We start from the raw sequence: 15,317 nt of genomic DNA, 5'->3' as shown, positions 1-15,317 counted from the left end.
CTTCCACTGAACCAAAACGAACGTCATGGCCGGGCTTGTCCCGGCCATCCACGCCTTGGCTTAGCTGCGCGAAGAACGTGGATGCCCGGGACAAGCCCGGGCATGACGACCTTTCGTGAATAGTTGTCAGGAACGTCAGAGATTGCTCTCGGTGATCGCGGCGTAGACCATGCTGCGCAGCTCACGGCGGAGCGGGTAGGCGCTCGACGGCAGCACCTGCGTCATGAAGATCGTGATCAGCTCTTCGGCCGGGTCGATCCAGAACGAGGTCGTGGCGGCGCCGCCCCAATTATATTCGCCGGGGCTGCCGGCAATCAGCGTCTCCGCCGGGCGCATTGTCACGGCAAAACCGAGACCGAAGCCGATGCCGTTGTAGCTTGCCTCGGAGAACAGCGAGCGCGACATTTCCGGCAGCGACTGTCCGCCCGGAATGTGATTGCTCGTCATCAGCGCCAGCGTCTTCGGTCCGATCAGGCGGACGCCGCCAAGCTCGCCGCCGTTCAGCAGCGCACGGCAGAAGGTGAGATAGTCCGCCATCGTCGAGCACAGTCCGCCGCCGCCGGAGATGAGGGAAGGCGGTGACAGGAACGAGCTCTTGGTCGGGTCGTCCTGGAGCGTCAGGCCCTCGCGGCGCTGGCCGGCGTGGAAGGTGAATCCGCCGGCGGGATCGGCGTTGTAGCAGGCGGCGAAGCGGTGCGCCTTCGAGGCTGGCACGTAAAAATCGGTATCGGTCATGCCGAGCGGATCGAGGATGCGTTGCTTCAGGAACTGCTCGAAGGGCATCCCTGAGATCTTGCCGACGAGATAGCCGATCACGTCGGTCGAGACCGAGTAGTTCCAGGACTCACCCGGCGAGAACTCCAGCGGGATTTTGGCGAGGCTCTCGATCATGCCCTGGAGCGTGCCTGACTTCTCGACTTCGCCGATTTTCTCGGCGCGATAGGCCGCATCGACATTGGAGCGTTGCTGGAAGCCGTAAGTCAGCCCCGAGGTGTGGCGCAGGAGGTCGACGATCAGCATCGGCCGGATCGGCGGCCGGGTCAGGAAGTTCGGCGAAGTGCCGGCGACGAACACGCCGAGATTCTTCCATTCGGGAATGTATTTCGCGACGGGCTCGTCGATCGCGACCAGGCCTTCCTCGACCAGCATCATGAAGGCGACGCTGGTGAGCGGCTTGGTCATGGAATAGATGCGGTAGATGGTGTCGTCCTTGACCGGCACCTTGCGCTCGACATCGGCAAGGCCCTGCAGCGAACTGTGGGCGATCTTGCCGCGGCGGTAGACCAGCAGATGCGTGCCCGGGAAGCGGCCGGCGTCAATATAGCGGTTCTTCAGATGGGCATCGACGCGGTCGAGCGCGGCCTTGGACATGCCCACGGATTCGGGCGAGGCGGGGGTAGGGGCGAGCATCGGTTCCTCCGGGCAGTTTTGTCGGCAAGTTGATAGCCGAAATGACGCCCTCATTCCAAGCGGGTCGCGCTTGGGCCGGCGGTTGGTGTAGGCTCCAGTCTGGAACGCCTCCAGGGAGCCCCCGAGGATCTCTTGTGGGCCAACGAGAAAAGCCAAGGGCAAACGCACCATGACCCAGTTCAATGAGACCGAACTCACCGAAGCCGTCGTCAAAAGCTTCGACAACACGCCAAACCCGCGTGCGAAATTCCTGCTCCAGGAATTGGTGAAGTCGCTGCACGATTACGTGAGCAAAACCGGTCTCACCTTCGAGGAGTGGGAATACGCCATCGATTTCCTGACCCGCACCGGCCAGAAATGCACCGACACCCGCCAGGAGTTCATCCTGCTCTCCGACGTGCTCGGCGTCTCCATGCTGGTCGATGCGGTCAACCACCGTGACCGCGATGGTGCGACCCAGACCACCGTGCTCGGCCCGTTCTATGTCGGCGAGCACAAGATCACCGCCCACGGCACCGATATCTCGCCGAACAATCTCACGGGCGAACGGATGTTCGTGCAGAGCCGCGTCACCGATCTCAAGGGCAAGCCGCTGGCGAATGTCCCCGTCGACGTCTGGCATGCCGACGATGACGGCTTCTACGATTCACAGAAGGCGAACTATGATGAGGTCGGTGCCTCGGCGCGGGCGCGCTTCATCACCGATGCTGACGGCCGCTTCTTCTTCCGCACGATTTTGCCGTGCAGCTATCCGATCCCGACGGACGGCCCGGTCGGCGAGATGATCGTGCAGACCAAGCGCCATCCGATGCGGCCGGCGCATGTGCACTTCCTGGTCAACGCCAAGGGCTACGAGCCGCTGATCACCCACGTCTTCATGGACGGCGACAAATATCTCGATTCCGACGTGGTGTTCGGGGTCAAGGACGACCTGGTCGCCAAGGTTGAGCCCCGCAACGACCGCGAGATGCCCGACGGCACCAAGGCGAGCGGGCAATGGCACCTGATGACCTATGAATTCCACCTCAAGCCGGGCGGTGGCATCGCGCCGAAGCCGCTGGGGACGAAGGCGGCCGAGCCGGCCTAGCATCATCCGAAAGGCGCCTGCCTAGTTTATGTGCGGCGCACAAAAATTGAGCGAATCGCAAATTTGGCGTGCGCGCCGGGAGCTGCGACAACCCGGCGCGGGCGGTCTAACCATATAATTCTAAAAGACTTTTCTGCCTCTCTGGCTTGGCACGAAGCTTGAATTGTTCCAGCTGACGCCATTGATGCCGTCCCGCGAGACTTCTCATCCGATTTGCTGACGCCACCAGACGGGGGTCTCCCCGTCGCGCGTCCGCATGCGCCAAAGCCGGCGCAACGGACGGACGGGCCGCTCGCGCGCACTGACGCCGACAATTCTGCAACGATGCAAAGGACGACACCACCTATGACCAAGCGCACCCGCCAGCCCTCGGGCCTGAGCCGCCGGCAATTGTTGAAGGCGACCGGCTCAACCGCTGCTCTTCTCGCCGCCGCCAAGCTGAACTTCCCCGCCGGCGCCTTCGCGCAGGATGCAGGCCCCGAGGTCAAGGGCGCCAAGCTCGGCTTCATCGCGCTGACCGATGCGACCCCGCTGTTCGTCGCCAAGGAGAAGGGCATCTTCGCCAAATACGGCATGCCCGATGTCGAGGTGCAGAAGCAGGCGTCCTGGGGCACCACGCGCGACAATCTCGTGCTGGGATCGGAAGGCAACGGCATCGACGGCGCGCATATCCTGACCCCGATGCCGTATCTGATCTCCTCCGGCAAGGTGACGCAGAACAACCAGCCGACGCCGATGTATATCCTGGCGCGGCTGAACCTGAACGGTCAGTGCATCTCGGTCTCCAAGGAATACGCCGACCTCAAGGTCGGAATCGACACCGCGCCCTTCAAGGCGGCGCTCGACAAGAAGAAGGCCGGTGGCAAGGCCGTGAAGGCGGCGATGACCTTCCCTGGCGGCACGCATGATCTCTGGATCCGCTACTGGCTCGCCGCCGGCGGCATCGATCCCGACAAGGATATCGAAACCATCGTGGTGCCCCCGCCGCAGATGGTCGCCAACATGAAGGTTGGCACCATGGACTGCTTCTGCGTCTGCGAGCCCTGGAATCTGCAGCTCATCCACCAGGAGATCGGTTACACCGCGATCACCACCGGCGAGCTCTGGGACAAGCATCCCGAAAAATCGTTCGGCATGCGCGCGGCCTGGGTCGATAAATATCCGAAGGCGGCGAAGGCGCTGCTGATGGCGGTGATGGAAGCCCAGCAATGGGCCGAGAAGATGGAGAACCGCGAGGAAGCCGCGGTGATCTGCGCCAAGCGCCAGTGGATCAACTGCCCGGTCGAGGACATCACCGACCGCATGAAGGGGAAGTTCGACTACGGCACCGGCCGCGTCGTCGACAACTCGCCGCAGCAGATGCGCTTCTGGAAGGACCAGGCCTCCTATCCCTTCCAGAGCCACGACCTCTGGTTCCTCACCGAGGATATCCGCTGGGGCAAATACGAGCCCGGCTTCGATACCAAGGCGTTGATCGCCAAGGTCAATCGCGAGGACCTCTGGAAGGATGCGGCCAAGACGCTCGGCGTCGCGGCCTCCGACATCCCGACGTCGACCTCGCGCGGCAAGGAGACCTTCTTCGACGGCAAGGTGTTCGACCCCGAAAATCCGGCTGCCTATCTGAAGTCGCTCGCGATCAAGCGCGTCGAAGTCTGATGGAGCCTGCGGCCGCCTCCGGGCGGCCGCATCCTTTGAAGCCGGAGAGGGATTTCGATGAACATGCCTGCCACGAAGATTGAGGTCGAGACTGCGGCGCCCGCGTTGATCGCCGCGCCGGTCGTTGCGATGACGCCCAAGCGTCCCCCGCATGCTGAAACCTACGCACGGATGGCGCGGGAGACCGCGGTGCGCGTCATCCCGCCGCTAGTCGTGATCGCGCTGCTGACGTTGGTATGGGAGCTGATCTGCCGCCGCGCCGGCTCCGCGCTGCCGCCGCCCTCAAAAGTGTTCAAGGACACCAAGGAGCTGATCTTCGATCCGTTCTTCGACCATGGCGGCATCGACAAGGGACTGTTCTGGCACCTCTCCGCCAGTCTCCAGCGCGTCGCGCTCGGCTACTCGCTCTCGGCGATTGCCGGCATCGCGCTCGGCGTGCTGGTGGGGCAGTCGGTCTGGGCGATGCGCGGGCTCGATCCGCTGTTCCAGGTGCTGCGGACCATCCCGCCGCTGGCCTGGCTGCCGCTGTCGCTCGCCGCGTTTCGCGATGGCCAGCCCTCGGCGATCTTCGTCATCTTCATCACCTCGATCTGGCCGATCATCATCAACACTGCGGTCGGCGTCCGCAACATCCCGCAGGACTATCGCAACGTCGCCGCGGTGGTGCAGCTCAATCCGCTCGAGTTCTTCGCCAAGATCATGATCCCGGCCGCTGCCCCCTACATCTTCACGGGGCTTCGCATCGGCATCGGCCTGTCGTGGCTTGCCATCATCGCGGCCGAAATGCTGATCGGCGGCGTCGGCATCGGCTTCTTCATCTGGGACGCCTGGAACTCCTCGCACATCAGCGAGATCATTCTGGCGCTGTTCTATGTCGGCATCGTCGGCTTCGTGCTCGACCGCCTGATCGCGGGCCTCGGCAAGATCGTCACCCGCGGCACGGCGCAGAATTGAGAGGAGGGGGCACATGACCGCCTATCTGAAGCTCGACCACATCGACAAGATCTTTACCCGCGGCGCCGCCACCACGGAGGTGCTGAAGGACATCAACCTGACGATCGAGAAGGGCCAATACGTCTCGATCATCGGCCATTCCGGCTGCGGCAAGTCGACCCTGCTCAACATCATCGCAGGATTGACCACCGCGACCACCGGCGGCGTGCTGCTGGAGAACCGCGAGGTGAATTCACCGGGACCCGATCGCGCCGTGGTGTTCCAGAACCACAGCCTGCTGCCGTGGCTCACGGTCTACGAGAACGTCAGGCTCGGGGTCGACAAGGTCTTTGTCAGGGCCAAGACGAAGGCTGAACGCGACGCCTGGGTCATGCACAATCTCAACCTCGTGCAGATGGCCCATGCCAGGGACAAGCGGCCGTCCGAAATCTCGGGCGGCATGAAGCAGCGGGTCGGCATTGCCCGCGCATTGGCGATGGAGCCGAAGGTGCTGCTGCTCGACGAGCCGTTCGGCGCACTCGACGCGTTGACGCGCGCCCATCTTCAGGATTCCGTGATGGCGCTGCATCAGAAGCTCGGCAACACAATCCTGATGATCACCCACGACGTCGACGAGGCCGTGCTGCTCTCCGACCGCATCGTGATGATGACGAACGGGCCGAGCGCGCGCATCGGCGAGGTGCTGGAGGTGCCGCTCGCGCGCCCGCGCAAGCGGCTCGAACTCGCGACCAACGCGACGTATCTGAAGTGCCGTCAGCGCGTGCTCGAATTCCTCTACGAGCGCCATCGCTTCGTCGAGGCGGCGTAACGCATCGTTAACGCGTGACAACGCTGCGCCTAATTTTGAATCACGAAGCTCAATCCTTGTGCGCCGCACAGGGATTGAGCGAATCGCAAAATTTGCGTGCGAAATAGCCCTGCAAAAATTTCGGGCAATTCGAATAAGCTGCTGAATTCCCTGTATTTCCCGATCGTGGCGAGTTGGCACGGAAGTTGAATTACCTTGTTCGACGCCAACGACGACGTCCCTCAACATCATCAATCAGCATCGTGAACTCGCCACCGGGGCTTGGCCTCGGCGCGCGCCTCCATGCGGGGGCAAAGCCTGCAACGACGCAGCGGTGAGCCTAGAAGGGATTTGCAATGACGAAGGATCCGACTCTTAGTCAGACCTGGATTTCTGACTGGCGCCCCGAAGATGAGGCGTTCTGGAATGCGGGCGGCAAAGCCGTTGCCCGGCGTAACCTGATCTGGTCGATTGTTGCCGAACACATCGGCTTTTCGGTCTGGCTGATCTGGAGCATCGTCACCACCAAGCTGCCGCAGGCGGGCTTCCACTACTCCACCGACGAGCTGTTTCAGCTCATCGCGGTGCCAGGGCTGATCGGCGCATTGATGCGCTTCCCCTATACCTTCGCCGTCACGACCTTCGGCGGCCGGAACTGGACCATCTTCAGCGCAGCCGTGCTGTTCATCCCGACGCTGTCGCTCGCCTATTTTGTGAGCCAGCCCGATACGCCGTTCTGGCTGATGCTGCTGGTTGCCTCGACCGCCGGTCTCGGCGGCGGCAATTTCGCCTCCAGCATGACCAATATCTCGTTCTTCTTCCCCGACCGGATGAAGGGCTGGGCGCTCGGCCTCAACGCGGCCGGCGGCAATATCGGCGTCTCCAGCGTGCAGCTCTTGACGCCGATCCTGATGACGCTTGCCGTCATCAACCTGTTCCAGGCGACGCCCGTCGACGGCATCTTCCTGCAGAACGCCGGCCTGATGTGGGTGCTGCCGATCGCGATCGCGGTGTTTGGTGCGGTGTTCTTCATGAACAACCTCACCACGGCGAAGTCGTCGATCAGGAACCAGCTCGCGGTGGTCAAGCGCAAGCACACCTGGATCATGGCGTATCTCTATATCGGCACGTTCGGATCCTTCATCGGCTACTCGGCTGCGTTCCCGCTGCTGATCAAGACGCAGTTTCCGACGGTGACGATCTCGATCGCGTTCCTGGGGCCGCTCGTCGGCTCGCTGTCGCGACCGCTCGGCGGTCTGCTCGCCGACAAGATCGGCGGTTCGGTCCTCACCTTCTGGAATTTCATGGCGATGGCTGCTGCGACCGTCGGCGTGCTCTATTTCGTCGGGCACAAGGACTTCACCGGCTTCCTGGCGATGTTCCTGATCCTGTTCGTCACGACGGGCATCGGCAACGGCTCGACCTACCGCATGATCCCGTCGATCTTCCGCGAGCAGAATTTGTTCAAGGTGCGCGGGCAGGGCGATGCGGCGCGCGCGGGCGCACTGAAGACGGCGAGCATCGAGAGCGGTGCGGCCGTCGGCTTCATCGGCGCCATCGGTGCGGTCGGCGGCTATCTGATCCCGAGCGGTTTCGGCAAGTCGATCGCGTTGACCGGCGGGCCGCAGCTGGCGCTTGCGATCTATCTCGGCTTTTACGCCTCCTGCCTCGCTCTGACCTGGTGGTTCTATCTGCGTCGCAGCCCGCAGGGTGAAGGCGCGCCAAGCCTCGCGGAAGCGCGAGTCTGACATTTGGCATGAAACACGCTTCTCCCCGTACGCGGGGAGAGGTCTCTCTGATGACGTTTGACCCATGAACTTTTTCCGCAACGGCGCGGACAAAGGCAGACCGAAACAGACAGGAGAACATCATGACGCCCCAGCAGATCGCCCTCGTGCAGCAAAGCTTTTCCAAGGTCGCGCCGATTTCAGAAGCAGCCGCCGTGCTGTTCTACGATCGCTTGTTCGATGTGGCGCCGTCCGTGCGTGCGATGTTTCCCGAGGACATGACCGAGCAGCGCAAGAAGCTGATGGGCATGCTCGCCGCTGTCGTCTCTGGCCTGTCGAACCTCGAGACGATTCTTCCCGCGGCCTCCGCGCTCGCCAAGCGTCACGTCGCCTACGGCGCCAAGGCCGAGCACTATCCCGTGGTCGGCGCGACCCTGCTGTGGACCCTGGAGAAGGGGCTCGGCGAGGCCTGGACGCCCGAACTCGCCACCGCCTGGACCGACGCCTATGGCGTGCTGTCCGGCTACATGATTTCCGAAGCCTACGGCCCGCAGGCGCAGGCCGCCGAATAGGAGATGCCTTGTGAGTGAACCGCTCGTCATCGTCGGAAACGGTATGGCGGCAGCTCGTCTGGTCGACGAGCTCGCCAAGACCGCGCTCGGCCGCTATGCGGTCGCTGTGATCGGCGAAGAGCCGCGGCTCGCTTACAATCGCGTCTTGCTCTCCTCGGTGCTGGCCGGCGAGACCGGCTCGCACGAGATCGAGCTCCGTCCGGCAGACTGGTGGCGCCATCGCGGCGTCACCGTGCGCTACGGCTATCGTGTCACCGAGATCGACACCGGCCGCCGCGAGCTGAAGATCGCCGGCGAAGAGAGCATGGAATATTCAAAGCTCGTGCTCGCCACCGGATCGACGCCGCTGCGGCTCAACGTGCCGGGCGCCGATCTCGCCGGCGTGCACACGTTTCGCGACACCCGCGATGTCGACCTTCTGTTGACGCTGGCGGCCGCCAAAAAGCGCGTCGTCGTGGTCGGCGGCGGCCTGCTCGGGCTTGAGGCAGCCTACGGCCTTGCCAAGGCCGGCGCGCCCGTGACGCTGCTGCATCTGATGGACCGGCTGATGGAGCGCCAGCTCGATGGGCCGGCCGCCGATCTGCTCAAGACGCTGGTCGAGCGCAAGGGCATCCGCATCCTGCTCAATGCCTCGACCGCACGCATCCATGGCGAGCGCCACGTCGAAGCCGTCGAGCTTGCCGACGGCAGCCGCATCGAGGCCGATGCCGTGATCTTCGCCGCCGGGATCAGGCCGAACATCGCGCTGGCCAAGGGGGCCGGCATCGCCGTCAATCGCGGCATCGTCGTCAATGACGAAATGCAGACCGCATCGCCCGACATCTACGCGCTCGGCGAATGCGCCGAGCATCGCGGCACCTGTTACGGCCTGGTCGAGCCGGCCTACGAGCAGGCCCGTGTGCTGGCGCGGCATCTCGGCGGCCGCCCGGCCTCCTATCAGGGCAGCGTGGTCTCGACCAATCTGAAAGTCTCCGGCGTCAGCGTTTTCTCCGCCGGCGACTTCATGGGCGGCGAGGGCAGCGAGAGCCTCGTGCTGACCGACCGCCGGCGCGGCACCTACAAGAAGCTCGTGATCGCTGACGGATACCTCACCGGTGCCGTGCTGATCGGCGATACAGCCGATGCGCTTTGGTATCTCGAGCTGATCCGCACCCGCGAGAAGATCGCCGGAATCCGCGCGGACATGATGTTCGGCCGCGCGCTCGCGCTTCCTTCCAAAGCGGCGTGATGGAGGCAGCTTGATATGACGGCGATCGACCCGAATCTCCGCGCCACCAAGACGACGTGCCCTTATTGCGGCGTTGGCTGCGGCGTGCTCGCAACGCCCGATGGCGCGGGTGGCGCGGCGATTGCGGGTGATCCCGATCATCCCGCAAATTTCGGCCGGCTCTGCTCGAAGGGTTCTGCGCTCGGCGAGACGGTCGGGCTTGAAAGTCGTTTGCTCTATCCGATGATCCGCTGCAAGGGCGTGCTGGAGCGCGTTGCCTGGAGCGATGCGCTCGATCACGTCGCCCATCGCATGCAGCACATCGTTGCGCGCGACGGCGCCGATGCGGTCGCGTTCTATCTCTCGGGTCAGCTCCTCACTGAGGATTATTACGTCGCCAACAAGCTGATGAAGGGCTTTGTCGGCACGGCGAACGTCGATACCAATTCGCGGCTCTGTATGTCGTCCTCGGTCGCCGGCCACCGCCGCGCCTTCGGCGCCGACACCGTGCCGGGCTGCTACGAGGATCTCGACCAGGCCGATCTGCTCGTCTTCGTCGGCTCGAATGCGGCCTGGTGCCATCCGGTGCTGTTTCAGCGCATGCTGAAAAATCGCCAGGAGCGCGGCGCGCGGATGATCGTGATCGATCCGCGCCGCACGGACACCGCGAGCGACGTCGATCTGTTCCTCGGACTCAAGCCCGGCACCGATACCGCGTTGTTCTCGGGCCTGTTCGTCCATCTCGCCGACAGCGGCGCACTGGATCAGGCGTATATCGCTCAGAACACGTCGGGCTTTGATGATGCGCTGGCGCGCGCGCGCAACATCGCCGGCAGCGTCACCGCGACTGCACTGGCGACCGGTCTCTCCGAGCAGGACGTCGCCGCCTTCTTCAAGATGTTCGGTGATACCGAGCGGGTCGTTACGCTCTATTCGCAGGGCGTGAACCAGTCGGCGCAGGGCACCGACAAGGTCAACGCGATCCTGAACTGCCATCTCGCGACGGGCCGTATCGGCAAGCTCGGTGCCTCGCCGTTCTCGCTCACCGGCCAGCCCAACGCGATGGGCGGCCGCGAGGTCGGCGGCCTCGCCAACCAGCTCGCCGCGCACATGAACTTCACGCCGCCCGACATCGACCGCGTCAGGCGGTTCTGGAAGGCGCCGCGCATCGCCACCCATGAGGGGCTGAAGGCGGTGCAGCTGTTCGAGGCGATCAACCGCGGCGAGGTCAAGGCGCTCTGGGTGATGGGAACCAACCCCGCCGTGTCGCTGCCCGATGCCGACTTCGTGCGCGAGGCGCTGAAGAAGCTCGAGCTGTTCGTCGTGTCCGAAAACGTGCTCTCCAACGACACGGTCGATGCGGGCCCGCATGTGCTGCTGCCGGCGCTGGCCTGGGGCGAGAAGTCGGGCACGGTGACCAATTCCGAACGCCGCATCTCGCGCCAGCGTTCGTTCCTCCCTGCACCCGGCGAGGCGCGGCCCGATTGGTGGATCCTCAGCGAAACCGCCAAACGCCTCGGTTTCGGCGACAGCTTCAACTACAAATCCGCAGCCGAGGTCTTTCGCGAGCATGCCGCGCTGTCCGCCTTCGAGAACGACGGCAGCCGCGATTTCGACATCGGCGCGCTGACGTCGCTGTCCGACGAGGATTTCGACGCCCTGAAGCCCGTGCAATGGCCGGCGCGCGAGGGCGAGGCGTCGGGCGAGCGTTTCTTCGCGCGAGGCGGTTTCTTCACCAATGACGGCAAGGGCCGCTTCGTCGCGCCGGAAGTGCCGGCGCTCCGCAGCGAGACCGGACCGTCGCGTCCGCTGCGGCTCAATACCGGACGCATCCGCGACCAGTGGCACACCATGACGCGCACGGGCCTGAGCAAGCGGCTCGGCGCGCATCTGCCCGAGCCGTTCGTCGAGATTCATCCCGACGACGCCAATAAATACGGCATCGTCCATGACGGCTATGCCCGTATCACCACCGATTACGGCCAGTGCATTCTGAAGGCCATCGTCAGCGAGCGGCAGCAGCGCGGTGCGCTGTTCGCGCCGATCCACTGGAGCGCCATGAATGCCTCGCACGGCCGCGTCGGTGCGCTGGTCGCGCCGTTCACGGATCCGTTCTCCGGGCAGCCGGAGTCGAAGGCGACGCCGGCCGCGATCGCCCCGTATGAGTACGTCTTCCGCGGTTTCGCGCTGTCGCGAAAGCAGCTGGATCTGCCGCCTAACCTGCTGTGGACTCGCGCGACTGTTGCCGGCGGCTTCGGCTATCTCTTCGCCGACAATGCGGACCTCGCGCGCTGGCCGGCCTGGCTCGACGGGCTCGCCGGCGAGGACGTCGCCGACTACCGCGATTTCAGCGGTGGCGTCTATCGCGCGGCCTCGTTCACGGGTGATCGCATCGAGACCTGTCTGTTCGTCGGCCCCGCGCACGATGCCGGCGATTGGGAGGTGGTGAAGAGCGTGTTCGCGGCCGATCGCGTCACCGATGATCAGCGCCGCATGCTGCTGTCAGGCAAGTCCAGCGAAGGCGCTGCTGCAACCGGCCCGATCGTCTGCGCCTGCTTCGGCGTCGGCCGTGGCACCATCTGCGACACCATCGCGGCAGGCGCACGCACGGCCGCCGAGATCGGCGCCAAGCTCAAGGCCGGTACCAATTGCGGTTCCTGCATCCCCGAGCTGAAGCGGCTCATTGCGACGACCGAGGTGGCGCCGGCGAAGCAAGCCAAGCTCGCGGGCGCGGCCGGGTAGGGCTCCACTTCTCAAGACAGATAAGACGGTCTCGTGCCCCGGACGCTGCGCAGCACGAAGTGATGCGCAGCAGAGCCGGGGCCCATCTAACAGCTGAGTGTTTGGCCTTTCTGGGTCCCGGCTCTGCGCAGCAGCGTTTCACGCTGCGGCGCGTCCGGGACAAGAGAGTGGTGTGGACGCGACCACGCACCTCCCCAATCGACGCGCCCGCGATTGTGGCCTATGTTGCCGCGCGCTCCCCTCAACAATCATAAAAACCATGATGTACCTGGAAACGCCGCCGCGCCTGATCGAAACCACAATCTTTTCCGCGATGCCCGACAATTTCCGCCGCAAGGGCGTGCGGACGGATTGGGCCGATGCCAACCGGCCGGGCGTGCCGACGGACAGTTTTATCGAAGGGCCCTCGTTCGACAAGGACGGCAATCTCTACATCGTCGACATCCCGTTCGGTCGCATCTTCCGCATTGCGCCGGATGGGACGTGGTCGCTCGTGATCGAGTATGAGGGCTGGCCGAACGGGCTGAAGATCGGCGCTGACGGTCGCATCCTGGTGGCCGACTACATGCACGGCATCATGGAGCTCGACGCCGGCGCGGGGCGCATCAAGCCCATCCTGACCGCGCGCAATTCGGAATCGTTCCGCGGCTGCAACGATCTGCATCTCGCCTCCAACGGCGACATCTATTTCACTGACCAGGGTCAGACCGGCCTGCATGACCCAAGCGGCCGCGTCTACAGGCTGGCGCCGAGCGGCCGGCTCGATTGCCTGATCGACACCGGCATCAGCCCGAATGGACTGGTGCTTGATCCGACCGAGACCGTGCTGTTCGTCGCGATGACGCGCGACAATGCGGTGTGGCGGCTGCCGTTCATGAAGGATGGCAGCGTGTCGAAGGTCGGCCGCTTCTGCTCGCTGTTCGGCACGTCGGGCCCCGATGGCATGACCATGGATGCGAGCGGCTGCCTGTTCGTCGGTCATGCCTCGCTTGGCCATGTCTTCGTGTTCGCGCCGAATGGCGAACTGATCGCGCGGATCAAGTCGTGCGCCGGGCCGAATTGCACCAATGTCGCCATCGGTGGCGCGAGCAAGGATCGGCTCTATATCACGGAGTCGGCGACCGGCAGCGTGTTGGTCGCTGACATCGGTGGCCTCTAAGCATCTGAGGGAACAGCCATGAACACAAAACCCTTCGGCAAGACCGGCGCCAACGTCTCCGTGATCGGGCAAGGCACGTGGTATCTCGACCATGGCGATCGCAAACGCGCGGTCGGGGCGCTGCAGCGCGGGCTCGATCTCGGCATGACACATATCGACACCGCCGAGATGTATGGCGATGCCGAACTGGTCATTGCGGACGCGATCGCCGGCCGGCGCGACGAGGTGTTCCTCGTGTCAAAAGTGCTGCCGAGCAATGCCTCGCGCCGTGGCACCATCACCGCCTGCGAGCGCTCGCTGAAGCGGTTGAAGACGGATCGTCTCGATTGCTATCTGCTGCACTGGCGCGGCTCGTATGACCTCGAGGACACCGTCGCCGCGTTCGAGGAATTGGTGGCATCAGGCAAGATCAAATCCTGGGGTGTCTCGAACTTTGATGCCGACGATCTCGACGAAATCCTCGATGTCTCCGGCGAAGGCAAGATCGCTTGCAATCAGGTGCTCTATCATCTGAAGGAACGTGCGATCGAGCACGCGGTCATCCCCTGGTGTGAGAAGCACGGCGTTGCCGTTGTCGCTTATTCACCGTTCGGTCACGATGATTTTCCCGATGAGCGCAGCAAGGGCGGCGCGGTGCTCGGGCGCATTGCGGAGGCGCGTCGTGCAACGCCACGTCAGGTCGCGCTGAGCTTCCTCACCCGTGCGACTACGGTGTTCGCGATCCCGAAGGCGTCGTCCGCGGAACATGCCGGCGAAAATGCGGCCGCCGGTAATCTCGTGCTGACGAAAGAGGAGATTTCAGCACTGGATGCGGCGTTTCCGCGCGGTCCGAAGCCGCGCGGCCTGCCCATGCTGTAGTGCACAAAGGCCTATTATTAATGGAGTATTGACGCGCGCGGACGTGAGCGCATATCGGCATCCTGTTTTCGGAAGTTGTGAAAGCGGCGTATTTGTCGTTTTTTAGGGCTGCACTCGATTCGCATTTTTCCCAGGTTCCAGCCGTGACACCGCCGCCCGCCGCAGCCGCAAGGCTCGACAGTATTCCTATGCCCGTGCCGGAGAAGAAGCAGACGCGCCGCGCGCCTGCGCGGGTCGATCATCCTTTCAAGGGTATCGCGCTGGTGCTGCTGTCGACGGTGTTTCTCGGCTGTTCCGACGTCACCGCGAAATATCTCTCGACCAGCCTGCCGTCGATCGAGATCACCTGGATCCGCTTCCTCACCTTTGCGCTGATGTTCACGCCGGTGATGCTGCCGGGCTCGCCGCTGCATGCGATGCGCACCGAACGTCTCGGATTGCAATTGATGCGCGGCGTCGCGCTGCTCGGCTCCTCGCTGTTCTTCATCACCGGTTTGCGCTTCCTCCCCATCGCGGAAGCCTCTGCGACCGGCTTCGTCTCGCCGCTGTTCGTCACCGCGCTGTCGATCATCTTCCTCAGCGAGAAAGTCGGCATGCGCCGCTGGATCGCGACCGGGATCGGCCTCGTGGGCGTGATGATCATCCTGCGGCCGGGCTCGAACGCGTTCCACGTCGCCGCATTCTTCCCGATCGTCTCGGCGTTCTGCTGGGCCGCCGCGCTGATCCTGACGCGCCTGATGAGCGGCCGCGAAGCCGTGCTCACCACGATGGCGTACTCGGCTCTCACCGGCGTTGCGATCCTCACCGTGATGGTGCCGTTCGTCTGGGTCACGCCGAGCTGGACCGCAATCGGTCTCGGCATCGTGATCGGTGTCGCCTCCACCGTCGGCCAGTGGATCATCGTGCTCGCCTATCGCTACGGCGATGCCTCGGTGCTGGCGCCGTTCTCCTACACGCAGCTGCTCTGGGTCAGCATTCTGGGCTTCTTCCTGTTCGGCGAGCTGCCAGACGTCTGGACCATCACCGGCGCGGCCTTCATCGTCGCCAGCGGCCTCTACATTGCCCATCGCGAGCGTATCCGCCGCGCCCAGCTGCTGGTGCAGGCCGCGCGTTCTCCGAACCCCTGACGCAAGTCTGCGCGCCCTGAACCGTGCTATC

General features: G+C 64.0%; 12 protein-coding genes. 11 read left to right on the top strand and 1 reads right to left on the bottom strand.

The window, feature by feature from the left end; translation table 11 throughout:
* Positions 1 to 135: 135 nt before the first annotated feature.
* The gene (locus tag QA645_RS31085) at positions 136 to 1,410 is read right to left on the bottom strand and encodes a serine hydrolase domain-containing protein (protein ID WP_283045119.1); all 1,275 of its coding nucleotides are present in this window, start codon (positions 1,408 to 1,410) and stop codon (positions 136 to 138) included.
* Positions 1,411 to 1,579: 169 nt separating this feature from the next.
* Between QA645_RS31085 and QA645_RS31080 the strand changes: the two genes are divergently transcribed.
* The 11 genes from QA645_RS31080 to QA645_RS31030 all read left to right on the top strand — a co-directional run bounded on the left by QA645_RS31080 (position 1,580) and on the right by QA645_RS31030 (position 15,286).
* Positions 1,580 to 2,497, top strand: a complete 918-nt coding sequence (locus QA645_RS31080) for an intradiol ring-cleavage dioxygenase (protein WP_283045118.1) — start codon at positions 1,580 to 1,582, stop codon at positions 2,495 to 2,497.
* Positions 2,498 to 2,842: 345 nt separating this feature from the next.
* Positions 2,843 to 4,153 carry a CmpA/NrtA family ABC transporter substrate-binding protein gene (locus tag QA645_RS31075; RefSeq protein ID WP_283045117.1) on the top strand — a complete coding sequence of 437 codons (1,311 nt, stop codon included), beginning with the start codon at positions 2,843 to 2,845 and terminating at the stop codon, positions 4,151 to 4,153.
* A gap of 57 nt (positions 4,154 to 4,210) precedes the next feature.
* Positions 4,211 to 5,107 carry a nitrate ABC transporter permease gene (gene ntrB, locus QA645_RS31070; protein WP_283045116.1) on the top strand — a complete coding sequence of 299 codons (897 nt, stop codon included), beginning with the start codon at positions 4,211 to 4,213 and terminating at the stop codon, positions 5,105 to 5,107.
* A 13-nt stretch (positions 5,108 to 5,120) separates the two neighbouring features.
* The gene (locus QA645_RS31065; RefSeq protein ID WP_283045115.1) at positions 5,121 to 5,915 is read left to right on the top strand and encodes an ABC transporter ATP-binding protein; all 795 of its coding nucleotides are present in this window, start codon (positions 5,121 to 5,123) and stop codon (positions 5,913 to 5,915) included.
* Positions 5,916 to 6,250: 335 nt separating this feature from the next.
* Positions 6,251 to 7,642 carry an MFS transporter gene (locus QA645_RS31060; protein ID WP_283045114.1) on the top strand — a complete coding sequence of 464 codons (1,392 nt, stop codon included), beginning with the start codon at positions 6,251 to 6,253 and terminating at the stop codon, positions 7,640 to 7,642.
* Between the two features lie 122 nt (positions 7,643 to 7,764).
* Complete coding sequence (locus QA645_RS31055) at positions 7,765 to 8,193, top strand: globin family protein (RefSeq protein WP_254129911.1); 429 nt, start codon at positions 7,765 to 7,767, stop codon at positions 8,191 to 8,193.
* A gap of 10 nt (positions 8,194 to 8,203) precedes the next feature.
* A complete protein-coding gene (locus QA645_RS31050; RefSeq protein ID WP_283045113.1) occupies positions 8,204 to 9,421 on the top strand; it encodes an FAD-dependent oxidoreductase in 1,218 nt (405 codons plus the stop codon).
* Between the two features lie 15 nt (positions 9,422 to 9,436).
* Positions 9,437 to 12,142, top strand: coding sequence for a nitrate reductase (locus QA645_RS31045; protein WP_283045112.1), 2,706 nt, complete (start codon positions 9,437 to 9,439; stop codon positions 12,140 to 12,142).
* Between the two features lie 262 nt (positions 12,143 to 12,404).
* Entirely contained in the window at positions 12,405 to 13,301 is an 897-nt protein-coding gene (locus tag QA645_RS31040) for an SMP-30/gluconolactonase/LRE family protein (protein WP_283053428.1), read from the top strand.
* A gap of 18 nt (positions 13,302 to 13,319) precedes the next feature.
* Positions 13,320 to 14,159, top strand: a complete 840-nt coding sequence (locus tag QA645_RS31035; protein WP_283045111.1) for an aldo/keto reductase — start codon at positions 13,320 to 13,322, stop codon at positions 14,157 to 14,159.
* Positions 14,160 to 14,347: 188 nt separating this feature from the next.
* A complete protein-coding gene (locus QA645_RS31030) occupies positions 14,348 to 15,286 on the top strand; it encodes a DMT family transporter (protein WP_254196183.1) in 939 nt (312 codons plus the stop codon).
* The last annotated feature ends 31 nt before the right edge of the window (positions 15,287 to 15,317 follow it).

Origin of the sequence: Bradyrhizobium sp. CIAT3101 (assembly GCF_029714945.1) — a bacterium.
Taxonomy (GTDB): domain Bacteria; phylum Pseudomonadota; class Alphaproteobacteria; order Rhizobiales; family Xanthobacteraceae; genus Bradyrhizobium.
This window is presented reverse-complemented; position numbering and strand designations above follow the sequence as displayed.

Bases quoted from the DNA above. Each gene is read 5' to 3' on its own strand.
- QA645_RS31085 (WP_283045119.1), bottom strand. From the start codon at position 1,410: ATGCTCGCCCCTACCCCCGCCTCGCCCGAATCCGTGGGCATGTCCAAG.
- QA645_RS31030 (WP_254196183.1), top strand. From the start codon at position 14,348: ATGCCCGTGCCGGAGAAGAAGCAGACGCGCCGCGCGCCTGCGCGGGTC.
- QA645_RS31065 (WP_283045115.1), top strand. From the start codon at position 5,121: ATGACCGCCTATCTGAAGCTCGACCACATCGACAAGATCTTTACCCGC.
- QA645_RS31080 (WP_283045118.1), top strand. From the start codon at position 1,580: ATGACCCAGTTCAATGAGACCGAACTCACCGAAGCCGTCGTCAAAAGC.
- QA645_RS31045 (WP_283045112.1), top strand. From the start codon at position 9,437: ATGACGGCGATCGACCCGAATCTCCGCGCCACCAAGACGACGTGCCCT.
- ntrB (WP_283045116.1), top strand. From the start codon at position 4,211: ATGAACATGCCTGCCACGAAGATTGAGGTCGAGACTGCGGCGCCCGCG.
- QA645_RS31060 (WP_283045114.1), top strand. From the start codon at position 6,251: ATGACGAAGGATCCGACTCTTAGTCAGACCTGGATTTCTGACTGGCGC.
- QA645_RS31055 (WP_254129911.1), top strand. From the start codon at position 7,765: ATGACGCCCCAGCAGATCGCCCTCGTGCAGCAAAGCTTTTCCAAGGTC.
- QA645_RS31035 (WP_283045111.1), top strand. From the start codon at position 13,320: ATGAACACAAAACCCTTCGGCAAGACCGGCGCCAACGTCTCCGTGATC.
- QA645_RS31040 (WP_283053428.1), top strand. From the start codon at position 12,405: ATGTACCTGGAAACGCCGCCGCGCCTGATCGAAACCACAATCTTTTCC.
- QA645_RS31075 (WP_283045117.1), top strand. From the start codon at position 2,843: ATGACCAAGCGCACCCGCCAGCCCTCGGGCCTGAGCCGCCGGCAATTG.